The sequence below is a fragment of the Acinetobacter sp. BHS4 genome, from assembly GCF_018454425.1.
Lineage (GTDB): Bacteria > Pseudomonadota > Gammaproteobacteria > Pseudomonadales > Moraxellaceae > Acinetobacter > Acinetobacter pittii.
The window spans coordinates 387,631-414,456 of record NZ_CP075323.1; the positions used below are offsets into that span (position 1 = coordinate 387,631).

Below are 26,826 nucleotides of genomic sequence, written 5' to 3' on the forward strand. Positions count from 1 at the left end.
GATTGCTGATCAATTTAAAAAGTGCTATTGTTGCGCTCGGCAATTGTGCCAATTGGTAAAAATTACCGAATCTCACGTCATATATTTTTTCTCGTTTTAGACACCTTGTGAATACGGTGTTTCACATTCTAAACATGCACTCTCACGGCATATAACAACTTAACTAAAGATTGATTGACCATACATATCATCGTCATGACTACATCTTATTTTATAGATAGTCGTACAGACATATGGCCGCTATTTTGAAGTGTACAACTCATGAAAAATATTCAAACGACAACGTTGAACCTTACAACGTTGATGTTTCCGTTGGCCTTAGTGCTATTTGAATTTGCGGTTTATATTGGTAATGACCTGATTCAGCCAGCTATGTTGGCAATTACTGAGGACTTTGGTGTAAGTGCAACTTGGGCACCATCTTCGATGTCATTTTATTTGTTAGGTGGCGCATCTGTTGCATGGTTACTCGGTCCTTTGTCGGACCGTCTCGGACGTAAAAAAGTACTATTAGCAGGAGTTTTATTCTTTGCTCTATGCTGTTTTTTAATTTTATTTACGAGGCAAATGGAGCAATTTTTAGCATTAAGATTTTTGCAGGGAATTGGCTTAACCGTAATTTCAGCCGTTGGTTATGCGGCTATTCAAGAAAGTTTTGCTGAACGTGATGCGATTAAAGTCATGGCACTCATGGCAAATATCTCATTACTTGCACCTTTGCTAGGACCTGTACTTGGCGCTTTCTTAATTGATTATGTGTCTTGGCACTGGGGCTTTGTCGCCATCGCTGTATTGGCATTACTCAGTTGGATCGGGTTGAAAAAACAGATGCCGAGCCAGCAAGTCAGTGTAACCAAGCAACCTTTTAGTTATCTTTTTGATGATTTTAAAAAGGTGTTTACCAACCGCCGGTTTTTAGGTTTAAGCCTTGCATTACCTTTAGTGGGTATGCCTTTAATGCTATGGATTGCTTTGTCTCCAATCATTTTAGTAGATGAGTTAAAGCTCACCAGTGTGCAATATGGCTTAGCTCAATTCCCTGTATTTTGGGGTTTGATTGTAGGCAACATTGTCTTAATCAAAATTATTGACCGTTTGCCTTTGGGTAAAACCGTCATGATGGGTTTGCCGATTATGCTAACCGGTACACTCATTTTAATATTAGGTGTAGTGTGGCAAACCTATCTCATACCTTGTTTGCTTACAGGGATGACGCTCATCTGTTTTGGTGAGGGAATTAGCTTTTCAGTCTTATATCGCTTTGCACTCATGTCATCTGAGGTATCAAAAGGAACTGTGGCAGCAGCAGTTTCAATGTTACTGATGATGAGCTTCTTTGCAATGATTGAACTTGTACGTTATCTCTATACACAATTTCATTTATGGGCTTTTGCATTATCTGCATTTACCTTTATTGCTCTTTGGTTTAGCCAACCGCGAAGTGCTTTGAAGCAGGAAATGCAAGAAAGACTGCAACAAGGCAACAATTAAATAAAAAAATACCGGAATTGATATTCCGGTATTTTTTTATTCTTGTAACATTTTTTCCATTTCTTCACGGTCTGCTTCATAGGTACAACCTAACAGTACCATTGGTTTTTTCCCTTTCATTTCTGATAAGTTCAAATTATGGTAAAAAGTAACCGAATCTGAAGTAGCGGGTTCTGTTTTAATTGTACGTACCCCTCTAAACAGAGGCAGCATTGTAAAATCAGGATGTTGTGGGATATCAAATTTCTTTGAAAGTTGTTGAACATTTACATTACGAAAAACAGCAGTTATACCTTGACCAGCCAAAGCAATCTCGTTTGTCTTTAAGCCAAATAGCTCAATAGGTTGATTGGTTTTATACAAATAAATGAAAGGTTGGTCTGAATCTTCAACTCTTTTAAAACCAAGCGCTGTTAAGTTCTCGTCATATTCGGAACCAAAATCTGAATAGGTCGCGTAATCAGATTGACACTCGATAATCTTTTTTAAATCATTCCTTTCAAACGCATAAGAATTACTACTCAGCATTATTAAAATCACGGAAAGAATCGAAGGAATTTTTGGGAAATGCATTTTTATCCTCAATAAAAATCTATGTCTATTTAATCTCTTGTTCTAAAAGTTTACCCTTGAGAATTAATAATTCTGGCAAGGTTTCTAGCAATAAACTGATTTGTTTTAACACGAGTGTGTAATTCTCTGAAAAGTGCTCATGAGTAGTTAGGCTTTGAATTTGCGCTAAAGTCTGCTCAAGGAAATTGAAATCAATATAAGCCGGATCAAATAAGCTCTGTTTAAGAATTTGCTGACAATCCAGTAAGAGTTGTAATACTTGTTGATCATCAATTTTTTGACGCTGACTTCCTAACGCTGCCACGTAACTTAGTTGGCTGTGGCTATAAACCAGATAACGAAAAGCATAATGGATGAGTTGAGGGTTCGGGTTCGGTTCAGCACTTAAGCTTGAAATCATGTTGGATAGCTCAATCTGAGCGTTATGCGCAGCACGACGAATTCGGCGGTACTCTATATCCTGATTTTTGCCATATTGATATTGCTCAACAATCACATTGAAATAATCTAAGGTCGCTTTGCTGCTTTTATTAATATTGTTGGGGATGTTCCGAAAGTTCCAGTCGGGCCAAATAAAGTTTACGGCGAGCCATGCAATAAAGCAGCCTAATAAGGTATCTATCAGTCGAGGCAAAATAATACTGTAGCCAGCGCCTTTTAAGTTGAAAATTAATAGCACCATAAGGGTGGCCATGAGCGTAGCCAAAGCATATTTCTTTTGACGTAAGTAAAAAAAGCAGACTCCACAAATAATTGTAATGATGAGCTGGCCTTCAATACTCGGTACAAAATATAAAATTGGTATTCCTAATAAAACGCCGAGTAGGGTACCAATCGTTCTTAATTTAAGACGGCTTTTAGTCGCAAAATAAGTAATCTGACAAACAAACAAACTGGTCAGTAAAATCCAGTAACCATGCTGCGCAAACGGTAATAATGAAATTGCATAACCTGCGGCGAAAACCACAGCAATTCGTATGGCATGCCTAAACAGTGCTGACTGTGGCGTAAGTTGTTGCCGAAGTTTTAAGATAAGATCTGAAAATCCTTGAATATCATCATCAAGTAAATTTAAGTGTTCTTGTCTTGTTTGAGTGTTATTTTCAGGAACAGGTTGGGCATATTGCAGTTGTTCAAACTGTTCATGCATTCCTTTCAAATTATCAAAAATAAGTTTTAAATTCTTAACTTCAAAATTTTGTGGATGTTGTTGTATCCAATCTTTTAAAGAACTTTCCAAATGTCCTAATACTTTCTGACTTTCTTGCGAAGGCTGATATGGCTGGTTATATAAAATACATTGAGCTAAGTCTTGGCATGCTTGTGCTTGTAGACGCAGGTTTTTTTGGAAACGGAAAATAAGATCACTACGGCTAAAATTCTGTTGAATATGTTCGTAATGTAAATAATTTGAAGTGGCTTGCTCGTGAATATCTCGTGCGAAAAAATATAGGTTTAGCCAATAGATACTTTTATTACTGACTCTGGAAGCTTTGAGCCGAGTAAGTAGTGAACTGCGTATTTGATTGAGGCTTTGGGCAACTTGCGTATTTTGTAGCGATAATTCATATAAAAGCTGCTCAACATTCTCTTTATTGTCCGGATCAAACAAACGAGCTTTTGCTTGTAGTAGAACAGAAATTTCTTTAAAAATTTGTGAGAGCTTATCTTGTAAGGGAAGTGTCGGTTTAATAATAAAAAATAAAATAGAAGTTAAACCGTACCACAGAGCACCATAAACAAAATAAGTAGGTTGTTGATACCAATGTGCGTATTCGCTTAAACCGAACATACTATAAATAGAGAGCAGAATCGTGCCAAAAGAAATCGTGGCATAACGTTGCCCTAAGGCGCCTAGTAATATGAAAAAAGCGCTTGAGATAGAGAGATATAAAATAAAGAAAATTTTGTAAGGAGCTAAAAAGCCAAGAATACTACTGACTGTAAAAAAGAGCAGGCAGACATAGACCAAGTTGCGTAATCGAATACTTAAACGATCATCAAAGTCTGTTAATGCTGCTGCAATTGCGCCTAAGGTTACAGGAACAATAAGTTGATTATAGCCCAGCCACAGCAAACCTAAAGTTGTGCCAGTGAGTACAATCAGAATTTGCAGGCAATAAATTAAAATAGAGTTTGTCTTAAAGCTATTAAATATTTGGGTCAGATAATTCACGGCTTTTGTTCTAAATTAGAGAATACGTGAGAAAGCAGTATGTAACTTTAAATTTTTATTACTTCAAAAATATTATTCTTTTTATCTACAAAAGTCAGTCGTTTTTTAAGATTTTATTAGACTTAAACCAAGTTGTAACGATCAATAAATTAACAGAATTGTGGATATCTTTTTAGATACCCACAATTTGTAAAATACATAAATTATTTAATCACACCACATGCAATTCGTGCTCCACCACCGCCAAGAGGTTGAGGTGAGTCTGAATAATTGTCGCCACCCGCATGAATCATAATCGCTCGACCCTGAATATCAGCAAGTTTTAATCGAGGTGCGATTACGGCAGTTGTTGCAACACCTGTATTATCGACAACTAAAACAGGTAGATCGCCTAAATGGCCAGTCGTTGGAGTACCGTGATGAGGGGCTTGGTTCGGGTTGTAGTGGCTACCCGCAGCTAAAGCAGCGCCAGGTTTTCCATCTTTTACAGCAGGTGCGCAAGAAGCGTTTTCATGAATATGGAAACCACGAGTACCACTTGGTAAGTCAGCAAGAGCAGGGGTAATAATTAAACCTTTGTCGCTATCTTGAAAGCTAATCGTACCTATTTTTTTTCCAATACCGTTAGCTGTCACTTCATTTACGTCGACCACTTTTTTAGTATGCATTGAGGTTAATGCTTGGGCTGTGTCAGATACAGTTTTAGTTACCGAACTACAGCCAACGGTAAAAAGGGCTGTAAGCGCACAGACTGCGCCAATTTTATTAAACATCTGCATGATTGGATGTCCTTATAAATATATATGATCGTTTGATTCAAACAAACAGAGGTCTGACCTACAAGTTAATTTAAATAGTTAATTTGTATCTAGAAACATTTTTAAATTAAATAACTATGTCACCCTTTGTCATTGGAGGATTCACTCTCAGAATCATAAATCATGGTCGTTTTTGGCATAGGTTCAGGTTCAATCGTTTCATGTAACCATTCACGCCAAATTGCCAGTAAAATAGCCAAAATTACAGGGCCAATAAATAAACCGACTAAGCCAAAACTCGCAATACCGCCTAATACACCAAACATAATTAATAAGAAAGGAATTTTGGTGGCACCAGAAATGACGAGTGGTCTAATCACATTATCCGAGCTACTAACAATCAGCACACCCCAAACCACAACACCAATTGCTTCCATGGTTTGTCCCTGAGAGAACAACCATAAGCCAACGCCTAAATAAGAAATTGGAGTACCAAATGGAATTAAAGCCAATAAGAAAGTAACAATCGTGAGTACCATAGGGTTTGGTACACCTGCTACGAAGTAACTTAATCCAGCTAAAACGGCTTGAGCAATTGCAGTTAAACCCACACCATATACGACTGCACGAGTTGTTTCAGAAATTGTATCGAGATAATGATGAATACGAGGGCCAATGACCATTTCTAAAGCTTTACTCACTTGAGATAAAATCATTTGACCATCACGATAGAAGAAAAATAGGCTAAATACTGCAAAGCCAAGTTTGACAATATTTTTACTAATTTCACCAAGCAGCACACGGCCATAACTTAAATGGCTTTGTACCCAAGCTGCGATATTTTGAATCGTACTATTAGGATCGTTATTTAACTCATTGAGTGTACGAGAAATCTCTTTTCCTACAAAAGGAAGATCACGAATAAAATCTGGAACGCTTAAATGACCCGAAAAAACCTGACGTTGTAAATCAAAATATAAGTTACGTCCCTCATGCTGCAAAATAAAAACCGCGCATGTAAAGGGGATACCAACTACCAAAATGACCAGACTAATCATTAGGGTTGCGTTTAAAGTATTACGTGATTCTCCAAAAAAACGCTGAATTCTTAAATAAATAGGCCAAGTCATATATGCAATGATGGCAGCCCAAAGTACAGGAACAATAAAATATTTCAGGATATTAAATCCTAAAAAAATCAAAATAAAAAACAGCCCAAACAATAAAACGCGCTGTAAATTAGGAGCGTATGGATGCACGAACAATATTTCTCTAATTTTCTACATAGAATAAAGTCATATTAACTGAAAAATAACCTGAGGCAAATTTTAAGGCCGTAATGTAAAGAACCTTATACATCCAGTTTCAAAGGCTAAAATTCCTTTAAAACCACTCAGCTTTATCTTCAATCAACTTGTTTAGCACAGGTTGCCATTGATTTTGGATATTAATAAAGTTCTTTTGCGGTTTATCAAAAATGCTTAAACCTTGCATTGCTAAGCTGCCATAGGCAGTGCGTTCAGCAATCCATGCAACAGGTTCCTGTTCAATTTTTTCAAAGAACTGCTGGATATCTTTTGAGCTTGCACTGTTTGGTTTTACACGGTTAGCAAGAAGCAAAATCTGTACTTTGCCTTTGCGAATACGTTTAATATCTTGTAAATGCTTCAAAAAGCGACGAGTACTATCTATGTCAAAAAAAGATGGCTGAAGCGGAGTAATAATGGCATGAGCTTCACTAATAAGTTGTTCAGCATGCTCACCTGACAGAGCACCAGGCGCATCAATAATTAAATAATCCAGATTCTTGGGTGCATCACCAATTGATTTCTCATGACGCCAGTCTAGGCTTTGAATCGTTACAACGGTATTAGGGCGCTGTTTTAACCATTGTAAAGCCGATTTTTGATTGTCCGAATCTGCTAATGCTACTTTATATCCTTTTTGTGCCAATGCTGTTGCCAACGTAATGGCCGTCATGGTTTTTCCGCATCCGCCCTTTTGATTTGCAATAAGTATCGTTTTCATAAATCCAATTATTTTCAGCAGCACATTTGTTTATGTTTTATACCTTAGCATCTTTTTATGTGAAGGAGATGACCACATTTGACAAAAGTTTAAGCTGTTTCGTTATTTTAGATATGATTAGATCTGTAATCTTAATTCGTGCTTTTTAAGGAAAATTTATGTCTGTATGGCTTGCCATGCTTATTGGTGCTGGAATTGGCATCATTATCACTACTCTTATTTTATCAAATACACGTAATGGACGAATTAAGGCTGAATATGAGCAATATATTGCTGAACTTGAATTAGAGCATCAACAAGCGCTTACTCAAGCACAAAAGAGAAGTGTAAATACAAGTCGTGCGGTGTTGAAAGGAAAAATGGCAGAACAATTTGCTCCGGTTTTACCTGAATTTCAGTATTTACCAAGCGATGCAAAATTCATGGGCGATCCGGTGGACTATATTATTTTTGATGGATATACCGATTTTCGCGATGGCGATGGTACGGCAGAAGACATCAATATTATTTTACTCGATGTAAAAAGTGGTGGAGCTAGACTTACGAAAGGTCAACAGGCAATTGCACAAGCGGTCCACCAAGGTAAGGTTCGTTTTGAAACGTTGAGAATAGATTTCGAAGATTAACAAGCTGTTTAATTCAGCACAAAAATAGACGAAATTGATCTGTATTGTTACTAAATTTCGATATTTTTTTCATCGCTTAAAGCTATTATAAATTGAAGATCTATTCACTTTGATCTAGCAATATTTGAGGTGTAACACGATGAAAAAACAAAGTTTGATGATGGGCTTACTCGCCGCGCTTGGCATGAGTTCAACATTTGCATCGACCTCAAGTGAATATAATATTGCCAATGGTTTGAGCCCGATAGAAAAAGATCAATCTATTTCTGTATTACAACCTTTTCAAGGCAATTTCAGAATCTTGGGTTCAAAAGTTTATCAAAATGATGAACAAGCTAAATTTTCTCCTATTGACTATGCCGTAAGTTGGGGATTGTTTGCACAGCCTGAAATCGCACGTCATATTTCAGTGAAACAATATGACCGTTATTTAAACTGGAAGATTCCTAAATTACCTGTTCCAGCAGAGCAAGCAATGCAAATGGTGTCTAACATGCACATCATTCCTGCCAACCCGAAAATTGCAGAGCAGATTAAACAGGTTAAACGCGGTGATTTAGTTTATCTAAAAGGTGATCTTGTCGAGATTAAGGACAAAAATTTGGTCTGGAAATCTTCACTTACGCCGACTGATACGGGTGATGGTGCATGTGAGTTATTTCGCGTTCAGGCAATTCATTGGGTTGAAAAGCAAAATATATAATTTGAAAAAAAGCCTTCATAAGTTTGAAGGCTTTTTTATAAGCACTACATTGCTTATTTCTGTTGCGATGCTTTCCAATATTTTAATTGATTTTGTGCTTGTAAATAGTCGGCAAGATCATTGATCTGTTCATCTTTATTGGCTTGCTTATCACTCAAGTGTTTTTCTTGGTTTTCCCAATACTGATAAAGTAGACCCTGAATGTAACGGCCTTGCTCAGTTTTTAGATCTAAATCTTTTAACATGGTTAGAGCAGAGCGCACATTATCGAGAGTACGCTGTTGCTCAAACTCTGTAGTGAGGGTTCCAGCTTCATGCATTTTTGCTAATTCACTTTCCATCTCGTCACTCATTTCTGTAAAGCGACGATCATAATCCTCTAACAGTGCAATATCGTGTGCATCATCAGCAGTGGCAGAGAACGTCTTAACAGGTCTTTCATTCAGTTTTTCTAAAACCTGATCGGTAGATGAGGTGGCAGAAGGTTGCTCCGTCTTAGCAGGCTCTTCCGCTTTTTTACAAGCAGTCAGAAATAGGCTAGAGCAAAGCAAAGACATTAATATGATTTGAGGTGTTTTCTTGTTCATAACTTTCAACCAAACCTATTCACTAATTATTTAACGGGTAACGTACTTTTTTGAAAGTGATATGCATACGTAATATATGGAAAATCAATCTGATCTTGAGGACCTAATCCCGTAAAATCATAAACAATTTTTTCAAACTGTGCTTTGAGTTGTAATTGATCTTTTTCAGTCATTGCAGCAATAAAACTCGTAGAGAGTAAACGTTTACTCACGACTTGTTCGACAGAACCGTGTTGTGACTGTGTGAATGTTTGTAGGCTATCAAATAAAAATAAATCTTGTTGTTCAAATACGCGTTTCCACTTTTCACTATGGTAACGAGGTGTGTCACCTTCAAGAGGAAGTAGGAAGTCAGCTAAAGCCTTGACCCAATCTGTACGTTCATCACGTTGATTCCAGACTAGCCCTAAATGTCCTTTTGGTTTTAATACTCTATGCATTTCTGTTAGGGTATCGAGGTTGTCAAACCAGTGAAAAGATTGCGCACAAATAATGGCATCAATTTTATGGTCTGCTATAGGAATTGAATTGCTAAAAGCCTGTAATGTTTTGATATCAGGATAAACTTGTTGAAGCTGCTGTAACATCTCGCCAATTGGCTCAACTGCAATAACATCAGCATGTGTTTGTTTTAAGTAGGGTAAGAATTTGCCAGTACCCGATCCAAGATCAATAACAGTAGATTTTTCCTGTATTTGTAGGCAATTTTGCAGCCAACTTACTATTTCTGCGGGATAATTGGGTCTAACTTGCTGATATAGTTCAGCAGCTGAACTGAAGCCTTTTTGAGCGGCAGGATGTAAGGATTGTGTCATATTTTGCGCTTTTTAATCTGACTGGCATCTATAAAATAAGATACTCCGCAATCATAAATTGGCAAAACACCTATTTTGTTTCATTTTTGACGTTGTATGTGGGAGTAAATTTTCTTTCGGTGTGAGCATGGATAAGCAAATTATTTTTGAAGACGAACACATTAGAGCCATTTTTTTACCAGGCGATTCTAATACATTGGTTCTCTCTTTTGGCGATTTGATTACCCGAGCGAGTGGCTTATCTATCAATGCTGAAAAGTCTCTAATTAAATACCAATATAATGTTATTGGGGTAATGCCAAAACAAAAATCATGGTTTCCTCAAGCAAGCATGATTGAGCTGGCAAAAGCAATTTCGCCTATTCTAAAAGGCTTTAAAAATATTGTGGGTTATGGCGGTTCAATGGGCGGCTATGCGGCAATCAAATATTCTAATTTATTGAATATGAACCGTGTGATTGCATTTGTGCCTCAATATTCAATTGACCCTGAACACGTTGAAGACCGACGCTATGCTGAGTTTTTTGATGCTATAGCAAATAAAGACATGCAGATTCAGCCGCAAGATGTCGATGCAGCGCGTGAATACGTTATTGTTTATGACCCATATTTCTCGATTGACCGTGAACATTACTTAAAAATAAAAGAACTGTTACCAAGCTTACATACGATTCATTTGCCATTTACTGGTCATGAAGCATTGTCTGTATTGGCTAGTTCAAGTTTATTACATGATTTTATTGAACATGATTTCGATGAAATCTATTTTTATCAGCAAGTTCGTAAGGTCAAAAAACAAAGTAAGTTTTACTTCCGTAATGTACTTGCGCATGTTCTTACCCAACATGATGAAATGTTGTTAAAAATATTACGTCAAAATGATTTTCAGCTAGATGAACGTTATTTTGATAACCCACTTAAACAGGCTATTACACGTAGTCTGATAAAAACAAAGCAAGCAACTGAATTGGACTTTCAAAAGCTTGGGGTTAAAGTACAACGAATTCAAGAAGATGCAAATTACAAAGAAGGCTTGCAGACTAGCTTTGGTTTAATTTTGGTATTCAACCTCATCAACTCAAAATTTGAAAGTTACACGGTAGACACTCTACTGGCGAATAAACCTTATTTGGTTCCAATTGTGGCTGAGCAAACTGGTGTAGTGAATATTGAATTAAATAATGAAATTTATTTGTTAGCGATGAATGATCGCAAAGTCATTAAATTGTTCAAGAGTGAAGAGCCTTTAACATCTGATATGAGCCCATTTGTAATCAAAAAATATTCCGACTGCTTTGCGATTAGCTATAAGCAACTAAATTTATCTTGTGATGAACAAGGGCTGTGTGAATTTACGGAAGGTTCAATTCAACCTACAGAACAGTTGACCACCATCAGCTATTAAAACTTTATAGTGTTTAAATAAAGCTCAGACCTTTAGGTTTGGGCTTTATTTTTTGCTTAAAAAATATTTTTTTATAAACTTATTTGTATATTATTTTAAAATTCATTATTTAAATAAATAGTAGGTTTATTATATGGTGATCTGCTGTATTTAAAGTAGACATAACCAGTAATGTATATAAATATTATATTTGAAAATAAATGGGTTTTTCTAATACATAAATTATAGAAATAATATAAGATTAATTAAAATACAGTTATAGCTACAAAAAAATATAACTAAATGTTTTTACTATATATTTTATTTTTATCTGAAGAGCTTGGTTAAAATAAGTTCACTATTCAAAGATAATTGCATATTTATTTTTTTCTCCTAAAATGATTTTTTACTAAATTGTCGTTACAGTTTTTTATATGCAATCATTAAATTATCGGAATAATGATGCATCGCAACATGGAAGTTCTGCACCTTTGAAACGAGCAATGAGTACTCGACATTTGGTGATGATCTCCCTTGGCGGTGCCATAGGTACAGGTCTTTTTTTAGGGTCTGGTGATGTAATTTCCCAAGCAGGCCCAATTGGCGCAATTATTTCTTATTTTTTGGGCGGTTTAATTGCCTATACCGTGATGTTATGTCTTGGTGAGCTTGCGGTTCATGTACCGGAATCAGGTTCTTTTGGTGAATACGCCCGCCGTTATATTGGTCCGGGTACGGGCTATATGATTACTTGGCTCTATTGGTTAACTTGGACTGCAACTTTGGGGACTGAGTTTACTGCGGCAGCTTTATTGGTGCAGGAGTGGTTTCCATCTACCTCGGTATGGGCTTGGACTCTTTTTTTTGGCGCCTTAGTTTTTTTCCTTAATATCAGTTCAACTCGATTATTTGCCGAATCTGAATTCTGGTTGGCACTCGTCAAAGTTATTACAATCATCTGTTTTATTGGTTTAGGTTTGCTGGCAATTTTTGGTTTTATTCCTTACCACGGACATGAAACAGCGCCATTATTTAGTAACCTGACTGCTCACGGTTGGTTCCCAAACGGTCTCTTCCCAATTTTTGCTACTATGCTGATTGTTAACTTTGCTTTTTCGGGCACAGAATTAATTGGAGTAGCGGCGGGGGAAGCTGAGAATCCAGCACAGACAGTTCCTAAAGCAATCAATGCGGCTATTTGGCGTTTACTGATTTTCTTTGTTGGTACAATTGTGGTGATTAGTTCATTACTGCCGTTCCAGCTTGCAGGCCTTAGTGCAAATGAAGTAAGTAATAGTCCTTTTGTGACGGTATTTAACTATATTGGTATTCCATACGCAGAAGATATTATCCGCTTTGTAATTATTACGGCTTTACTTTCTGCTGCAAATTCTGGGTTGTTTGCTGCTTCGCGTATGATGTGGTCGCTTTCGGCGAAAAATCAATTACCAAAAATATTTTCTAAATTAACTCCTTCTGGAACACCGATTGTTGCCATTACTGTAACTATGTTTGGTGCAATTCCTGGATTGCTTTCAGAACAATTCGCGCCAGAAACAATTTTTAAGAATTTGTTGGGCGTTGCAGCTTTTACAATGGTTGTGGTTTGGATTGCGATTTGCGTTTCACAGTTTAACTTCCGTAGACAGTGGTATAAGTCGGGTAAAACAGCAAAAGATTTACGCTTCGCGGCACCTCTTTTCCCTCTTACTCCAATTGTAGGTGGGCTGTTCTGTATCGTTACCTGTATCAGTATGGTGTTTGACCCATCTATGCAAGTTGGTTTTATCTGCTGCATTATTTTTATCATTTTATGCTATGCAAGCTACTTCATTTTTTATCGAAAGAAAGATCTAGTGTAAAGCTAAGCTTTTTAGTCGAAATGTGTTTTTAAAGGTCCCGAAAGGGGCCTTTTTTGTGCCTTAAAGGAACTGCAAAAGAAAGAATTTCTGTATTTTTTTTAAAAATGAAGTTTTATTTTTAATCATGAAAACAAATATTGTTTTATAAAATTACCATTTATCGGATTCTTATTAATATTTATTTATTATTAATAGTTGATTAAGTCTATGTTTAGCTTGGTTATTTGATAAAGAGGTTTTTGGGTTTTTATAAAATATGAATTAGAAATGGACTTATTATAGATTTAATGTAGAGGTGGTATAATTTTTTGACAAATTCATGAAGGTGATTAATTTTTAAGTTATTGTTATTTATAATTTTAATTTGGTGTATTTTTTTAAATTATGATTTTATGTTTTCTATAAATTTTTTTATTAAAGTTAAGCTTTTTTTAATATTTGTTGTTTTTTTATTATAAAGATTAGTGCGATTTGATTATTTTTTCTCTGCTTATTTATTTTAAAATGTTCTAAATGAGTGTGCTCTATGCTATATTTATTGGAAGATTTTATAGCTATGTTCCGGCTTAATTTTAAGCGGTATGTGTAGAGATAATTAATCTGTAGCATTATTGAACAATGTTTATTTTTAAAAAGACTAATGGAGGGATCTATCGATTAGTCAAAATAATTTTTATGGACATATGATTTTTTTATAAATCATCGTTCTTTTTAACTCCCAAACGGTTATGCCATTTCTTTTGTATTTATATTTCAGCCGACTGGATTAAGTGGGTTGTGGTTAAACTTTGCTTTTATAAAGATAGCTTTATAAACAGTAAGTTACATGAAAGAAAGCTTGTAAAAGATATCGATATATAAAAGTAGATCATACTTTTAGTATCAACAAATGGAATTTAAAAAATCTAATGCTTTAGAAGAGCAGAAGGTTTAGTAAATAAACTAAGACTTTGTTATTGCAAGGTTTTGGTTGCTGAATAATAAAGACTACAGATTTATCAAATCTGAGTCTATGAAGGTATATAGGAAAAAAGATGTCAGATCTTTCATACGTAAACGAACATAGCGATGCATGGCAAACTTACTTGGCACAAATTGACCGTGTAGCGCCATATTTAGAACACTTAGCTGATTATATCGATACTTTAAAACGTCCTAAGCGTGCCCTTATTGTTGACGTGCCAATCGTGATGGATGACGGTTCTATTCAGCACTTTGAAGGTTACCGTGTACAACACAACTTGTCTCGTGGTCCGGGTAAAGGCGGTGTTCGTTACCATCCGAATGTTGATTTGAATGAAGTAATGGCATTGTCTGCATGGATGACAATTAAAACTGCTGTTTTGAACTTGCCATTTGGTGGTGCAAAAGGTGGTATCCGTGTTGATCCACGTAAATTATCAACTCGTGAATTAGAGCGTTTGACTCGTCGTTATACGACTGAAATTGGTCATATTATTGGGCCTCAAAAAGATATTCCTGCTCCAGACGTTGGTACGAATGCCAATATCATGGGTTGGATGATGGATACTTATTCTACTAGCCAAGGTCACACTGTAACTGGTGTTGTAACTGGTAAACCAGTCCACTTAGGCGGTTCTTTAGGTCGTGTGAAAGCAACTGGTCGTGGCGTATTCGTTACAGGTCGTGAAGTAGCAGCAAAAATTAATTTACCAATTGAAGGCGCGAAAGTTGCTATTCAAGGTTTTGGTAACGTAGGTAGTGAAGCAGCTTTCTTATTTGTTGAATCAAAAGCGAAAGTTACACACGTTCAAGACCACACTGGCACAATTTTCAATGCTGATGGTATTGATCTTGAAGCATTACGTGATCACGTAAATGCAAATCAAGGTGTTGGTGGCTTTGCCGGCGCGCAATCAATTGCTGACGAAGATTTCTGGACAGCTGAAGTTGACATTATTGTTCCAGCTGCATTGGAAGGCCAAATTACTGTTGAACGTGCTCAAAAACTTAAAGCTAAGTTGATTTTAGAAGGCGCAAACGGCCCGACATATCCTAAAGCTGAAGACGTATTGGTTGAGCGTGGCATTGTTGTAGTTCCTGACGTGGTATGTAACGCCGGCGGTGTAACTGTAAGTTACTTCGAATGGGTTCAAGACATGGCGAGCTACTTCTGGAGCGAAGAAGAAATCAACGAACGTTTAGACAAGTTGATGGTTCAAGCTATGGATGACGTTTGGAATACAGCGAACAGCAACGCTTGTACTTTACGTACAGCAGCTTACATCTTGGCATGTGAGCGTATCTTAAAAGCTCGTAAAGAACGCGGTATTTTCCCAGGCTAATCTGCGGAAATTACTTTAGAAAAAGTGGTTTGAGCAAATATAAAGGATGTTATAGGGTTTATTTGCTCATTCCCTTTTTCTGAATTATTCAAATTTAAGTGTTATCGAATATATTAAATAAATACTGAGGTAAGCATGGAACAGCCAATTTCTGTAACTCGAAGCAACTTTAACGACTGGATGGTTCCAGTTTTTGCACCGGCAAATTTCATTCCGGTACGTGGCGAAGGTTCACGTATTTGGGATCAAGAAAATAAAGAATATATCGATTTTGCAGGCGGGATTGCAGTAAACGCATTAGGTCATGCGCATCCAGTGGCAGTAAATGCTTTAACAGAACAAGCAACAAAACTTTGGCATGTAGGCAATGGTTATACAAATGAACCCGTTCTACGTCTTGCAAAACAACTCACTGAAAATACATTTGCAGATAAAGTATTCTTCTGTAACTCAGGTGCTGAAGCGAACGAAGCAGCATTAAAACTGGCTCGTAAAGTTGGTCTAGACAGCGGTATTGCTGGCAAAAGCGGCATTGTGGCATTTAACAATGCGTTCCACGGCCGTACCTTATTTACCGTTTCGGCGGGTGGTCAACCTAAATATTCACAAGACTTTGCACCACTTCCAAATGGTATCAACCATGTTGCCTTTAATGATTTAGAAGCTGCAAAAGCGGTCATTAATGAACAAACATGTGCAGTTATTGTTGAGCCGATCCAGGGTGAAGGCGGTGTTATTCCTGCTGACATCGAATTTTTAAAAGGCTTAAGAGCACTGTGTGATGAGTTCGGTGCCTTACTTATTTTTGATGAAGTACAAACCGGTGTTGGTCGTACTGGTGCACTGTATGCCTACATGAACTCTGGCGTTATTCCAGATGTATTAACCACTGCAAAAGCACTAGGTGGTGGTTTTCCAGTCGGTGCAATGTTAACAACCGATAAGTTTGCTCCGCATTTTTCTGTCGGTACACATGGTACGACTTATGGTGGGAACCCGTTAGCAAGTGCGGTTGCAGGTGCAGTATTTGAGTTTATTAATACGCCTGAAGTACTTGAAGGTGTAAAACATCGTCATCAATATTTCATCGACGCATTAAATAAATTAAATACTGAATACCCGATTTTTGAAGAAATTCGTGGTCAAGGCTTACTCATTGGTTGTGTATTAAAAGCTGAGTATGCAGGGAAAGCGAAAGATATTACGACTTGGGCGGGCGAAGAAGGTTTGCTTGCTTTAATCGCGGGACCAAACGTGGTTCGTTTTACACCGTCTCTAATTATTCCTGAACAAGATATTGATGAAGGAATTGCTCGTTTAAAACGCGCATTGGCAAAGTTGGCTAAATAAAAAAAAGGAAAGCTAGCCATGATGATCATCCGTCATGCCGAGTTTCGAGACCTTGAAGATATTTATAAATTAGCAGGTAAGTCAGGTGTAGGCCTTACTTCCTTGCCACAAAATATGGATACACTTTCGGCTCGAATTTCACGTACTCGCAATACTTTAAATGGCAATGTCCACAAAAGTGAACAAGGTTATCTGTTTGTTCTTGAAGATACAGAAGCTCAACGTGTTATTGGGTTAAGTGCAATTGAAGTTGCTGTAGGGCTCATTGAACCTTGGTACAACTTTCATGTTGGTACTCAAGTACACGCTTCAAAAGCATTAAATGTCTATAAGTCATTACCTACTTTATTTTTAAGTAATGACAGAACAGGTAGTAGCGAACTCTGTACATTATTTTTAGATCCAGAGCGTCGTGAAAACCAAAACGGTAAATTCTTATCGAAGATCCGTTTTATGTTTATCGCTGCCTTTAAGCAATATTTCGAGAAAAAGTTAATTGCTGAAATGCGTGGTTTCTCAGACGAAAATGGATGTTCTCCATTTTGGGATGCGATTGGTCACCATTTCTTTAATATGGATTTTTCAACAGCAGACTATTTGAGTGGAATTGGGCAAAAAGTATTTATTGCAGAGCTTATGCCACGTTTCCCAGTCTATGTAGATCTCTTGCCAAAAGATGCGCAAGAAGTAATTGGAAAAATGCATCCACAAACTTTACCTGCTTATCATGTGCTTGAGTCGGAAGGCTTACGCTATCAAGGATATGTCGATATTTTTGATGCTGGTCCAACCATTGAAGCCAATATTGATGAATTGCGAGCAGTAAAAGAAAGTCAGTTACTAAACGTCAAAATTACAAGTGAGGCTGCGGTCGGTAAGACCCAATATCTCATTGCCAATGATAATTATCATGACTATAAGGCAATGTTGTTAAAGCTTGATCTTGTTGATAACACAATAAATTTAACACATGAACAAGCTGAAAAACTCGGTGTACAAGAAGGTCACGTTGTTCGTGTGTTATCACTAAATCCAATGGAAGTATCCTGATGTCAAACTCTTTATTTATAAACGGTGTCTGGTTACAAGGCAGCGGTGCAACATTTGAAAAAACAAATCCAGTTGATAACCAAACTGTATGGTCAGGTGCCGAGGCTACTGCTACTGATGTAGAGCAAGCTTGTCAGGCAGCGCGTACTGTGTTTCCAGCTTGGGCGCGTTTACCACTTGCAGAACGTGTAGCGATTGTTGAAAAGTTTGCCGCTTTGCTTGAAGAAAATAAAAAGCATTTAGCAGAAGTCATTAGCCAAGAAACCAGTAAGCCATTTTGGGAAACGTTAACTGAAGTTCAATCAATGATTGGCAAGGTTGCGATTTCGATTCGTGCTTACCACCAGCGTACAGGCGAAAGCTCAACTGAAATGGCCGATGGTGTAGCATCTTTACGTCATCGTCCGCATGGTGTGCTTGCAGTTTTCGGTCCATATAACTTCCCGGGCCATCTACCAAATGGACATATTGTTCCTGCATTGCTTGCTGGCAACACAGTTGTATTTAAACCAAGTGAATTAACACCATGGACTGCTGAAGAAACTGTAAAACTTTGGCAGCAAGCTGGCCTGCCAAATGGTGTGATGAACTTGGTGCAAGGTGGACGCACCACGGGTGAAGCATTAGCTGCTTCACATGAAATTGATGGTTTATTGTTTACCGGAAGTGCAAACACTGGTTATCACTTGCATAAGCAAATGGCAGGTGCACCTGAAAAAATTCTTGCGCTTGAAATGGGTGGCAATAATGCATTGATTATTGATGAAATTGTTGATGTCGATGCAGTAGTTAATCTTGCTATTCAATCTGCTTTTGTTTCGGCAGGTCAGCGTTGTACATGTGCGCGCCGTATTTTGGTAAAAAATGGTGCTGAAGGTGATGCATTTATTCAACGTTTTGTTGAAGTTGCTAAAAACCTAAAAGTTGGTCATTGGAATGATGAACAACAACCATTTATGGGTGGGGTAATCTCGTCAGTTGCTGCAACAAACATGATGCATGCTCAGCAAAAATTACTTGAGCTGGGTGCAAAAAGTTTATTAGCCATGACGCGTCCACAAGAAGATAGTTCGTTACTTACGCCAGGCATTGTTGATGTAACAGGCGTGAAAGATATTCCAGATGAAGAATATTTTGGTCCGCTTACGACCATTCAACGTTATGACAACTTTGATGAAGCATTAAAAATTGCTAACGCAACTCGTTTTGGCTTGTCAGTTGGTTTGGTTTCACCAAAACGTGAACTGTTTGATGACTTACTTATTGAAGCGCGTGCCGGTATTGTGAATTGGAACAAGCCATTAACTGGGGCTTCAAGTGCTGCACCGTTTGGTGGTGTAGGGGCGTCAGGTAATCACCGCGCGAGTGCTTTTTACGCTGCCGACTATTGTGCTTGGCCAATGGCATCACTTGAAAGTGACAGCCTAACCTTACCAGAAAAATTATCTCCAGGGATTGTGTTGCCTTAAACACTAGGGAAAGAAAAAAATGAAAGGATATGAAGTAAACTTCGATGGTTTAGTGGGACCAACACATCACTACGCGGGTTTGTCGTTTGGTAATGAAGCATCGACAAAAAACCGTAATAATACCTCGAATCCAAAATTAGCAGCGAAACAAGGTTTGCTAAAGATGAAAGCCTTGGCTGACATGGGAATGAAACAAGGTGTACTTGCTCCGCATGAGCGTCCACATGTTCCAATGTTACGCCGTTTAGGCTTTACAGGTGATGACATTAGCGTTATTGCCCAAGCAATGCGTCATTCACCTGAACTATTATCATCTTTAAGTTCAGCTTCTCCAATGTGGACTGCCAATGCGGCTACCGTTTCACCTTCGGCAGATAGCCAAGATGAGCGCGTGCATTTTACAGCAGCAAATCTGAACAATAAGTTTCATCGTTCAATTGAAGCTGAAACTACAAGCCAAGTTTTACAAGCAATCTTTAAAAATGAACGCCACTTTGTACACCACGAAGCCTTGCCACAAGTGGCTTTGTTTGGTGACGAAGGTGCAGCCAATCACAATCGTTTAGGGGGTGATTATGCTAAGCGTGGTGTTCAGGTGTTTGTTTATGGTCAACAACATTTAAATAATGGCTTGCCGGGACCAAAACGCTATCCGGCTCGACAAACGCGCGAGGCAAGTGAAGCAATTGCACGTTTGCACCGTTTAGATGATGCACATACCGTTTTTGTTCAGCAAAATCCGGATGTAATTGATCAGGGCGTTTTCCATAACGATGTGATCGCGGTAAGTAACCAACAGGTTTTATTCCATCATCAACATGCCTTTTTAAATCAAGATCAAGCTTTTGCAGAAATTCGTCAAAAAATGGCAAGCATCGGTGAAGATTTTATTTCGATTGAAGTGCCTGAAAACCGCGTTACTGTAGACGATGCCGTAGCAACCTATTTATTTAATAGTCAAATTTTGACTCGTCCAGATGGTGGAATGACCATTGTTGTACCAGAAGAGTCTCGTCAAAATGCAGCAGTGTGGGGCTACTTAAATGACATGATTCAAATGGGCACACCAATTGATGCTATTCAGGTATATGACTTACGTGAAAGTATGCGTAACGGTGGTGGTCCAGCTTGTCTACGTTTACGCGTAGCTTTGAACGAAACTGAGTTAAATGCCGTAAATCCAAAAGTACTCATGAACGATCAGTTGTTTGGCACACTCAATCAATGGGTAGATAAACATTATCGTGATCGTTTAGCACAAGAAGATTTGGCTGATCCGCATTTGTTAATGGAAAGCCGTATGGCACTTGACGAACTGACCAAAATTTTAGGTTTGGGTTCGGTTTATCCTTTCCAAAAATAATGAGGAGGTGACATGCAAGATTTTCTAGCATTAACCTTACAAGGTGAGCAGCCTACAACTCGCGAAGGAAAACAAAATAATTTTTCTTGGCGTTGGTTGGGTGAAGGACTTCTTGAATGCACCCCAAACGCACAGTACGACAAAGCTGTCGTACTGTCAGCTGGAGTGCATGGTAATGAAACTGCGCCAATTGAATTATTATCTCATCTTTGCACGGATTTATTTGCAGGGCGTTTAAACCTTGCTGTGAGGTTGCTGCTTGTATTGGGGAACACTTATGCAATGCGTCAAGGCAAACGCTATGTGCATGACGATGTAAATCGAATGTTTTGTGGCGGGTATAAAACTCTACCCGTGACTGAAGAATCAAAGCGTGCTGAAGTTTTAGAGCAAGTTGTCACAAACTTCTTTCAAGAAAGTGCAAGTGACGCTAAACGCTATCACTATGATTTACATACAGCAATTCGTGCTTCATTGTTACCAACGTTTGCTTTATTTCCCTATCAAACGCATGGCTATGATGCAGATTTAACAGCAAGTCTTGAAGCAGCCGATTTAGATGCTTTGGTTTATCACAATGCAGTAGGTAAAACGTTTACACATTTTACGAGTGAGAATTTTAAAGCGGCGAGCGCAACTTTAGAGTTAGGCAAAGCCTTACCATTTGGGCAAAATGACTTGAGCCAATTTGCTGCAATTGATGAAGTTATTCGTAATGTAGTTTCTGAGCAAGCCTTACCGCTACGCAATAAAACAAAAATTCGAGTCTTTAAGGTGTCTGATTCTTTAATTAAAAAAGATGAAGACTTCCAGATGAATTTATCTGCTGAAGCTCCGAATTTTTCGACTTTTACCAAAGGTGAAATCATTGCAACTCAACCTTCTGGTAATTATGTGGTTGAGCAAGATCAGGTCTGGATTTTATTTCCAAATCCAAATGTGAAGCTTGGTTTGCGTGCGGGCTTAGTTTTAACTGAAGCGAATTGAATACTTGTTTTTTGAGAAATAAAAAAGGGCAATTAATTGCCCTTTTTTATTTATAACTGATTAGTTAGTGCCGAAAAGACCTTTAACCCAAGATTTCTTTTCAGCTTTTTGTGTAGATGCTTGAGCACCAGCGTTTATATTTGCGTTTGTGTTAACTCCAACAGGACCAACGTTAACACCAACATTTACACCAGTTTGAGCATTAATTGCATGTGCTGGTTGAGCTGCATTTAACTTCGCTTGAGCATCTGCTTTTGTGTCAGCTACAAACTCTTTTTGCTCGGCTTGGTTTTGAGCTACACGAGTTTTTACAGCATCTACATGTGCTTGAGCATTAGCTTGTTTTTCAGCAGTAAATTCTTTCTGGTCTGCTTGTTTGTCTGCAACTTTAGCTTTTACAGCATCAACACTTGCTTTTGTATCAGCTTTCGCTTCAACTGCTAGATTTTTAGTACCGTTTGCAGCTTTAGTCGCTACATTTTTAGTACCTGTTACTGCTTCGGTAGCAAAATGTTTAGTACCGTTTGCAGCTTTAGTTGCTACATTTTTAGTACCTGTCGCCGCTTCGGCAGCAAAATGTTTTGTACCATTTGCAGCTTTAGAAGAAAGTTCAGTCACTTTTCCTGTTGTTTTTTTTGTTGCTTTAACTGTAGTGTCAGCCGCTACATGACCAGCATGCTTTGCTGTGCTACCCACAGTATGTGCAGTATTTTTGACTGTATTGGCTACGCCACTAACAAGACCACCCGGTTGTACATTTACTTGAGCAGAAGCACCTGCATTAACGCCCGCACTTTGTGCAAAAATAGAGGCAGAAGCAAGAACACTTGCAGTAACGATAGCTGTTTTCATCATTTTCATTGCGATATCCTTCAAAGAATATACCCTTTTAGTGAGGTATTTCATAAACGCAAACGAATCATAGCCAAGGAAATATGGGCTTGGGAACTAACTTCATCAAAATGTTACAACAGTGTTACGTTGAGTAAACAGACTAGGGATAAATTGTGAAGATTAATAAAAATTAATAATAAAGTGAAAAAGAACATTTATTTGTTAGATATTCTAATTAAGCTCGCTTGTCTTTCCTTTTTTAAAAAATATCCTTTAATTTTTTCTCTTTCGTTTTTTCCTGACTTGTTCTTTATATCTTTAAATGTGATGTGAATCTAATTATTTATTAGAGGAAACGGCATAATTATTGCTTATTATGAGAATGGAGTGCTTTTTTAGCACTTTTTTGAACCATCTTCTGCCAGAAATATAAATGTAAGGGCAGAACTGTATTTTTGCTTATTCGAGAAAAGGTACCTTGGCTTTTCTCAGGTTTGTATATTTCATGAAATAGAAATTTCACATGAAATATATTGAAAGAAATGGCACTTTATTTCGAATAATCAAAAATAAAAATAGATATTTATAAACAAAAAAACAGAGATATGACAGATGAAAATTATTGCTTCCCTTCTTGTATTAGTCGGCTTGGTCGCCGTTGTTCTCTATCTTAAGCCAACAAGTGGTGCATCTGATGTGTTCAATTCTGCTTTACATGAGTCGAATTCGCCACAACCAGACACCGCGTCCTTTCTTTCTAAACTTAAGGAGCCTACTCAACCTAAAAATCTATCTCAACATTCAACTCATCCTCAATCGGTATCAGCTGATACCGTCCCTTTTTATGACACAAAAAGTGATCTTTCTATTCAACCGATTGATCCAGAAAAAGATCCAGCAAATGAAATAAAAGCGAAATAAGCAAATTGTTAGTTGAAAAACTACGGAGAAAAATAATGCAAAGTAAAACGTTATTTCTATTAGGTCTATGTACAATATTAAGTACAACTGCATCCGCTCTTCCTTTGGACTCTAAAGGTGCTAAACAGCGGTTAAATCAAGCAGCAAAACAAAAAGTATTTCAGGGCAAAATCGATTTGGATGCCTTGGTTAATAATGATTCGAATGATTTAATCGTCGAATACAATATTCCTTCGGTGAGTGTGCCTTCCGGTTTAGAACGGCGGAGTTATATTGCAACAAATAAAAAGAATATACAGGCAAGGTTTAACCGTGCTGGTGGTGTACAAGTACTTCGGGACTACAATAATTTGCCTTTAGCTTTCTATCGAATTAGTAATCGCGAAGCTTTGGTGACTTTATTAAATGATCCAAATGTTAAAGCGGTTTATCCGAACCGTATTAACCAGACTACGACCAATGAAAGTTTACCTTTAATTAATCAACCACAAGCCAATACCAATGGTTTTACGGGCGAAGGCTCTAGTGTGGCGGTGATTGATACAGGGGTGAATTATCTTCACTCTGATTTTGGCTGTACGGCAGTGAATACACCATCAAACACATGTCGAGTGGTTTATTCATTTGATAGTGCACCAGATGATGGCGCTTTAGATGATGATGGGCATGGTAGTAATGTTTCAGGGATCGTATCTAAGGTTGCTACCAAGACCAAAATTATAGGCATTGATGTCTTTAGAAAAGTGAGATCTCAAGGTAAATGGGTAAGCACAGCTTATGATAGTGATATCCTCGCAGGGATTAACTGGGCTGTAAATAATGCACAAACCTATAATATTAAAGCAGTTAACTTGAGCCTTGGCGTACCGGGTGTTAAATATACCTCTGAGTGTAGTGATAGCAGTTATGGAACGGCATTTGCCAATGCACGAGCTGCTGGTGTGGTGCCTGTAGTCGCTTCAGGTAATGATGCATTTTCAGATGGCATCTCATCTCCTGCTTGTGTAGCTGGTGCAGTAAGAGTAGGTGCTGTTTATGATAGTAATATTGGTGGTGTGTCATGGGGGAACCCTGTGAAATGTTCGGACCCAACCACAGCGGCAGATAAGGTAGCGTGCTTTAGTAATGGTGGTAGTCTTGTGACCTTATTGGCACCGGGAGCAATGATCACGGCGGGTGGTTACACCATGGGTGGTACATCTCAAGCGACACCGCATGTAGCTGGCGCGATTGCTTTATTACGAGCGAATAGTGTGAGTCCGACAGAAAGTATTGATCAAACGATTAGTCGTTTAAAAACGACAGGTAAATCAATTACTGACCCAAGAACGGGATTGGTTTTCCCTCGTATTGATTTACTGGCTGCAACAAATGGTTTGACTATTAATTAAATAGCTTATTTATAATTTTTTAAATTAGGTCCAAGAAATTTATAAATGGCTATAACCCGTTGCAAAGGGCAACTTCTGCAACGGGCTTTTTATGTAAAAGTATTAATTACACTTTGCTAGATTTGCTGGATTAAAGTTGTTTTGGAGCTTCTTGAAATTATTCTGAATTTCTGGATCTTGAATATTAAATGTCGTTGAGCTTTTGGTTGTAGAGTTGGTTGCCTGATTTAATATGCCTGATTCATCAGGATACTGCATAGTCGATGAGGTCGCTGAAATCAGACCATTATTATTAAAAGTCCAGTGCTCAGTTACATGTCCGCCCCCTAAATAGCCAGTAAATTCAATCATACAAGCCTGTTTATCTTGTTTAATGAGTTTGGCTACATTACCTGTGGTAGAGGGATAAGCCTCGATATTTGTATCTTGTTCTAAAACTTGTGCCTGAGAATAAGATGAAGAAGGAGGTGTAGAGGTCGCACATGCACTTAATGCTAAGCAGCATAGTGTTGTAAAGAGGAGTTTTTGACTATTCATTAGGCAGATTCCCAACTTTCTTATAGTTAATGACATTATTTCTAGATGAATATCTGTGTTTATAAGAGCGCGAAGTTATCGCGCTATCCAAAAAATTAGTTAGCTGTTGTGCTCGATTTACTTAATTCACCTTGCTCGATCGGAATATTTTCACCATTTCGGCTACTGGTAATATTTTGTTTGGCTTGCTCTATTTTCTGTTCGGTAAATACTTTGGCGGTATCTGCTTTTTGTTGAACCACTTCTGCTTTTTCAGCAGTGAATTCTTTGGTATTTTGCCATTTCTCACTAATTTTATTCGATGTTTTTTCAGAAGCACCTTGAATAGAGTTTCCTAAATTTTGTATACCTTTGCCTGTTTTATACAACAGTACGCGCCCTAAGCTAGGATTGTCACCATAAGGTTGTGTTTTAGGTGTCGTTTCAACAACTTGCTGTGGCTGTGTTGTTTCTGCAAATAAGGTTGATGAAGCCAATATAGAACTTGCAACGCATAACACTTGTAAGGTTTTCATATGGATCAATCTCCCCAACCAGAATCAAAAGATGAAGAGGTGATCTTACTGTTAAAAATAAAGCTTGTACTGCAATGAGATAAAACCCATACGATTTGATTACGATAAATCATCATTTCAAATATAATTAAATAGCATATCTAAATTCCTAGAATGATCTGGAGCTTCAGGTGATACAAAATATAGAATTAAAATGGTTATATGATCTGATCATTCTAGAAAAATACCGAAATTTTACAGTAGCTTCTGATATTAGGAATATTTCACAGTCTTCGCTAAGTCGCCGTATTCAGGCTCTAGAAAATAGTTTGGGATTCGAGGTTTTTGACCGAGAAACTTCGCCGTTACAGTTGACAGAAAAGGGTAAGCTTTTTGTTCTACATGCCAGAAATTTGCTAGATGATTTTGAGTTCAATATAGATCGAATTAAAGGTGATAATCATGTTAGAAGTAAAGTCACTATTGCGTCTGCTCACTCATTGGCGGGTTATATTTTCCCTAAAATTTTAGGAAATTTAAAAAACTATCAAGAAAAGATTTTTCATGTTGAAGCCATTAACGTAAATGAAACTGTAGATTCTCTTAAAAATGGACAATGTGATTTTATTGCATCTTTTTATGATGACGAGCTTATGAATCCACATTTCTTGTGCCATAAATTATTTTCAGCAAAGCTTTATTTAGTCACTGCACCTAACCATTTAGGTCGTCCCAAATATTCACTTGAAGATGCTTCAGTTCCGCTCATGAATTACACCGATGACAGTTACATGGGTAAAAAAGTAAATAAGTTTCTTCAAGAGCATCATTCAGACAAATTTGAGACAAATTTTGTGTCTTCAATGAGTTTATTGCTTAAAGATATGATTAAAGGGGGATATGGATTAGGGTGGTTACCTGATTACAGCATTCAGGATGAGCTTGAAAAAAATCAACTTATGATTGTGCCTATGAAAGATTCAGTTTTATCTGTAGATATTTACTTATATCGTAGCAGTGCGAGGCTCAATACAGCTTCTGAAAGTTTATGGAGTTTTGTGAAGGCAATTGATTGGACAATTGCCTAAACTTTTTATGCATAAATCGCATTATCTTTTATT

24 protein-coding genes are annotated in these 26,826 nt (G+C 37.6%); 14 read left to right on the top strand and 10 right to left on the bottom strand.

Translation table 11 applies throughout. The features are described from left to right. Positions 1 to 261: 261 nt before the first annotated feature. Complete coding sequence (locus KIP84_RS01840; protein ID WP_213689219.1) at positions 262 to 1,491, top strand: MFS transporter; 1,230 nt, start codon at positions 262 to 264, stop codon at positions 1,489 to 1,491. A 36-nt stretch (positions 1,492 to 1,527) separates the two neighbouring features. On the opposite strand, the gene KIP84_RS01845 is transcribed toward KIP84_RS01840, so the two are convergent. The 5 genes from KIP84_RS01845 to KIP84_RS01865 form a co-directional block, all read right to left on the bottom strand. Beyond that, positions 1,528 to 2,064, bottom strand: coding sequence for a hypothetical protein (locus tag KIP84_RS01845; protein ID WP_213689220.1), 537 nt, complete (start codon positions 2,062 to 2,064; stop codon positions 1,528 to 1,530). A gap of 25 nt (positions 2,065 to 2,089) precedes the next feature. After that, positions 2,090 to 4,240, bottom strand: a complete 2,151-nt coding sequence (gene yccS / locus KIP84_RS01850; protein WP_213689221.1) for a YccS family putative transporter — start codon at positions 4,238 to 4,240, stop codon at positions 2,090 to 2,092. Between the two features lie 203 nt (positions 4,241 to 4,443). After that, entirely contained in the window at positions 4,444 to 5,013 is a 570-nt protein-coding gene (sodC, locus tag KIP84_RS01855; RefSeq protein WP_075383285.1) for a superoxide dismutase family protein, read from the bottom strand. A 125-nt stretch (positions 5,014 to 5,138) separates the two neighbouring features. Further along, positions 5,139 to 6,257 carry an AI-2E family transporter gene (locus tag KIP84_RS01860; protein WP_213689222.1) on the bottom strand — a complete coding sequence of 373 codons (1,119 nt, stop codon included), beginning with the start codon at positions 6,255 to 6,257 and terminating at the stop codon, positions 5,139 to 5,141. Positions 6,258 to 6,381: 124 nt separating this feature from the next. Beyond that, positions 6,382 to 7,026, bottom strand: a complete 645-nt coding sequence (locus KIP84_RS01865) for a ParA family protein (protein ID WP_213689223.1) — start codon at positions 7,024 to 7,026, stop codon at positions 6,382 to 6,384. 158 nt (positions 7,027 to 7,184) lie between these two features. Here KIP84_RS01865 and KIP84_RS01870 point away from each other — a divergent pair, with 158 nt between their 5' ends. Beyond that, the gene (locus tag KIP84_RS01870; protein ID WP_213689224.1) at positions 7,185 to 7,652 is read left to right on the top strand and encodes a Holliday junction resolvase-like protein; all 468 of its coding nucleotides are present in this window, start codon (positions 7,185 to 7,187) and stop codon (positions 7,650 to 7,652) included. 139 nt (positions 7,653 to 7,791) lie between these two features. After that, on the top strand, positions 7,792 to 8,355 hold the full coding sequence (locus KIP84_RS01875; protein ID WP_213689225.1) for a hypothetical protein: 564 nt from the start codon (positions 7,792 to 7,794) through the stop codon (positions 8,353 to 8,355). 53 nt (positions 8,356 to 8,408) lie between these two features. Here the strand turns inward: KIP84_RS01875 and KIP84_RS01880 are convergent, their stop codons facing one another. Continuing rightward, positions 8,409 to 8,942: a hypothetical protein gene (locus tag KIP84_RS01880; RefSeq protein WP_064784642.1), complete on the bottom strand. Its 534-nt coding sequence runs from the start codon at positions 8,940 to 8,942 to the stop codon at positions 8,409 to 8,411. 26 nt (positions 8,943 to 8,968) lie between these two features. Further along, positions 8,969 to 9,757, bottom strand: coding sequence for a class I SAM-dependent methyltransferase (locus KIP84_RS01885; protein ID WP_213689226.1), 789 nt, complete (start codon positions 9,755 to 9,757; stop codon positions 8,969 to 8,971). A gap of 127 nt (positions 9,758 to 9,884) precedes the next feature. Between KIP84_RS01885 and KIP84_RS01890 the strand changes: the two genes are divergently transcribed. The 8 genes from KIP84_RS01890 to astE all read left to right on the top strand — a co-directional run bounded on the left by KIP84_RS01890 (position 9,885) and on the right by astE (position 21,528). Then, positions 9,885 to 11,162, top strand: a complete 1,278-nt coding sequence (locus KIP84_RS01890) for a hypothetical protein (RefSeq protein WP_151747278.1) — start codon at positions 9,885 to 9,887, stop codon at positions 11,160 to 11,162. Positions 11,163 to 11,575: 413 nt separating this feature from the next. Next, positions 11,576 to 13,003, top strand: a complete 1,428-nt coding sequence (locus tag KIP84_RS01895) for an amino acid permease (protein ID WP_005078414.1) — start codon at positions 11,576 to 11,578, stop codon at positions 13,001 to 13,003. A 1,034-nt stretch (positions 13,004 to 14,037) separates the two neighbouring features. Next, positions 14,038 to 15,309 (top strand): Glu/Leu/Phe/Val dehydrogenase, encoded by a 1,272-nt coding sequence (locus KIP84_RS01900; RefSeq protein WP_017481698.1) that lies wholly within the window; start codon positions 14,038 to 14,040, stop codon positions 15,307 to 15,309. Between the two features lie 135 nt (positions 15,310 to 15,444). Continuing rightward, a complete protein-coding gene (locus tag KIP84_RS01905) occupies positions 15,445 to 16,659 on the top strand; it encodes an aspartate aminotransferase family protein (protein WP_213689227.1) in 1,215 nt (404 codons plus the stop codon). An 18-nt stretch (positions 16,660 to 16,677) separates the two neighbouring features. Continuing rightward, positions 16,678 to 17,709 (top strand): arginine N-succinyltransferase, encoded by a 1,032-nt coding sequence (gene astA / locus KIP84_RS01910; RefSeq protein ID WP_213689228.1) that lies wholly within the window; start codon positions 16,678 to 16,680, stop codon positions 17,707 to 17,709. After that, positions 17,709 to 19,178, top strand: coding sequence for a succinylglutamate-semialdehyde dehydrogenase (gene astD / locus KIP84_RS01915; RefSeq protein ID WP_151282610.1), 1,470 nt, complete (start codon positions 17,709 to 17,711; stop codon positions 19,176 to 19,178). The genes astA and astD overlap by 1 nt, the downstream gene beginning before the upstream one ends. A gap of 19 nt (positions 19,179 to 19,197) precedes the next feature. Then, a complete protein-coding gene (gene astB / locus KIP84_RS01920) occupies positions 19,198 to 20,541 on the top strand; it encodes an N-succinylarginine dihydrolase (RefSeq protein WP_068563901.1) in 1,344 nt (447 codons plus the stop codon). Positions 20,542 to 20,553: 12 nt separating this feature from the next. After that, positions 20,554 to 21,528 (top strand): succinylglutamate desuccinylase, encoded by a 975-nt coding sequence (astE, locus tag KIP84_RS01925; protein WP_213689229.1) that lies wholly within the window; start codon positions 20,554 to 20,556, stop codon positions 21,526 to 21,528. A gap of 60 nt (positions 21,529 to 21,588) precedes the next feature. Here the strand turns inward: astE and KIP84_RS01930 are convergent, their stop codons facing one another. Beyond that, positions 21,589 to 22,389 (bottom strand): hypothetical protein, encoded by an 801-nt coding sequence (locus KIP84_RS01930; protein WP_199992174.1) that lies wholly within the window; start codon positions 22,387 to 22,389, stop codon positions 21,589 to 21,591. Positions 22,390 to 22,974: 585 nt separating this feature from the next. On the opposite strand from KIP84_RS01930, the gene KIP84_RS01935 reads away from it, so the two are divergent. Beyond that, a complete protein-coding gene (locus KIP84_RS01935; protein WP_046811856.1) occupies positions 22,975 to 23,283 on the top strand; it encodes a hypothetical protein in 309 nt (102 codons plus the stop codon). A gap of 35 nt (positions 23,284 to 23,318) precedes the next feature. After that, positions 23,319 to 24,674, top strand: a complete 1,356-nt coding sequence (locus KIP84_RS01940) for a S8 family serine peptidase (protein ID WP_213689230.1) — start codon at positions 23,319 to 23,321, stop codon at positions 24,672 to 24,674. Positions 24,675 to 24,776: 102 nt separating this feature from the next. Here KIP84_RS01940 and KIP84_RS01945 read toward each other — a convergent pair whose 3' ends face one another. Together KIP84_RS01945 and KIP84_RS01950 are read right to left on the bottom strand one after the other, a co-directional pair. Continuing rightward, entirely contained in the window at positions 24,777 to 25,211 is a 435-nt protein-coding gene (locus tag KIP84_RS01945; protein ID WP_213689231.1) for a hypothetical protein, read from the bottom strand. A gap of 95 nt (positions 25,212 to 25,306) precedes the next feature. After that, positions 25,307 to 25,726, bottom strand: a complete 420-nt coding sequence (locus KIP84_RS01950) for a hypothetical protein (RefSeq protein WP_017481690.1) — start codon at positions 25,724 to 25,726, stop codon at positions 25,307 to 25,309. A 170-nt stretch (positions 25,727 to 25,896) separates the two neighbouring features. Here KIP84_RS01950 and KIP84_RS01955 point away from each other — a divergent pair, with 170 nt between their 5' ends. Then, positions 25,897 to 26,793 carry a LysR substrate-binding domain-containing protein gene (locus KIP84_RS01955; RefSeq protein WP_213689232.1) on the top strand — a complete coding sequence of 299 codons (897 nt, stop codon included), beginning with the start codon at positions 25,897 to 25,899 and terminating at the stop codon, positions 26,791 to 26,793. Positions 26,794 to 26,826: the final 33 nt, after the last annotated feature.

Coding starts and splice junctions, on each gene's coding strand:
- KIP84_RS01930 (WP_199992174.1), bottom strand. CDS start 22,389: ATGAAAATGATGAAAACAGCTATCGTTACTGCAAGTGTTCTTGCTTCT.
- KIP84_RS01865 (WP_213689223.1), bottom strand. CDS start 7,026: ATGAAAACGATACTTATTGCAAATCAAAAGGGCGGATGCGGAAAAACC.
- KIP84_RS01900 (WP_017481698.1), top strand. CDS start 14,038: ATGTCAGATCTTTCATACGTAAACGAACATAGCGATGCATGGCAAACT.
- KIP84_RS01870 (WP_213689224.1), top strand. CDS start 7,185: ATGTCTGTATGGCTTGCCATGCTTATTGGTGCTGGAATTGGCATCATT.
- KIP84_RS01945 (WP_213689231.1), bottom strand. CDS start 25,211: ATGAATAGTCAAAAACTCCTCTTTACAACACTATGCTGCTTAGCATTA.
- sodC (WP_075383285.1), bottom strand. CDS start 5,013: ATGTTTAATAAAATTGGCGCAGTCTGTGCGCTTACAGCCCTTTTTACC.
- astE (WP_213689229.1), top strand. CDS start 20,554: ATGCAAGATTTTCTAGCATTAACCTTACAAGGTGAGCAGCCTACAACT.
- KIP84_RS01905 (WP_213689227.1), top strand. CDS start 15,445: ATGGAACAGCCAATTTCTGTAACTCGAAGCAACTTTAACGACTGGATG.
- astA (WP_213689228.1), top strand. CDS start 16,678: ATGATGATCATCCGTCATGCCGAGTTTCGAGACCTTGAAGATATTTAT.
- KIP84_RS01935 (WP_046811856.1), top strand. CDS start 22,975: ATGAAAATTATTGCTTCCCTTCTTGTATTAGTCGGCTTGGTCGCCGTT.
- KIP84_RS01890 (WP_151747278.1), top strand. CDS start 9,885: ATGGATAAGCAAATTATTTTTGAAGACGAACACATTAGAGCCATTTTT.
- KIP84_RS01950 (WP_017481690.1), bottom strand. CDS start 25,726: ATGAAAACCTTACAAGTGTTATGCGTTGCAAGTTCTATATTGGCTTCA.
- KIP84_RS01840 (WP_213689219.1), top strand. CDS start 262: ATGAAAAATATTCAAACGACAACGTTGAACCTTACAACGTTGATGTTT.
- KIP84_RS01940 (WP_213689230.1), top strand. CDS start 23,319: ATGCAAAGTAAAACGTTATTTCTATTAGGTCTATGTACAATATTAAGT.
- astB (WP_068563901.1), top strand. CDS start 19,198: ATGAAAGGATATGAAGTAAACTTCGATGGTTTAGTGGGACCAACACAT.
- KIP84_RS01895 (WP_005078414.1), top strand. CDS start 11,576: ATGCAATCATTAAATTATCGGAATAATGATGCATCGCAACATGGAAGT.
- astD (WP_151282610.1), top strand. CDS start 17,709: ATGTCAAACTCTTTATTTATAAACGGTGTCTGGTTACAAGGCAGCGGT.
- KIP84_RS01880 (WP_064784642.1), bottom strand. CDS start 8,942: ATGAACAAGAAAACACCTCAAATCATATTAATGTCTTTGCTTTGCTCT.
- KIP84_RS01875 (WP_213689225.1), top strand. CDS start 7,792: ATGAAAAAACAAAGTTTGATGATGGGCTTACTCGCCGCGCTTGGCATG.
- KIP84_RS01885 (WP_213689226.1), bottom strand. CDS start 9,757: ATGACACAATCCTTACATCCTGCCGCTCAAAAAGGCTTCAGTTCAGCT.
- KIP84_RS01845 (WP_213689220.1), bottom strand. CDS start 2,064: ATGCATTTCCCAAAAATTCCTTCGATTCTTTCCGTGATTTTAATAATG.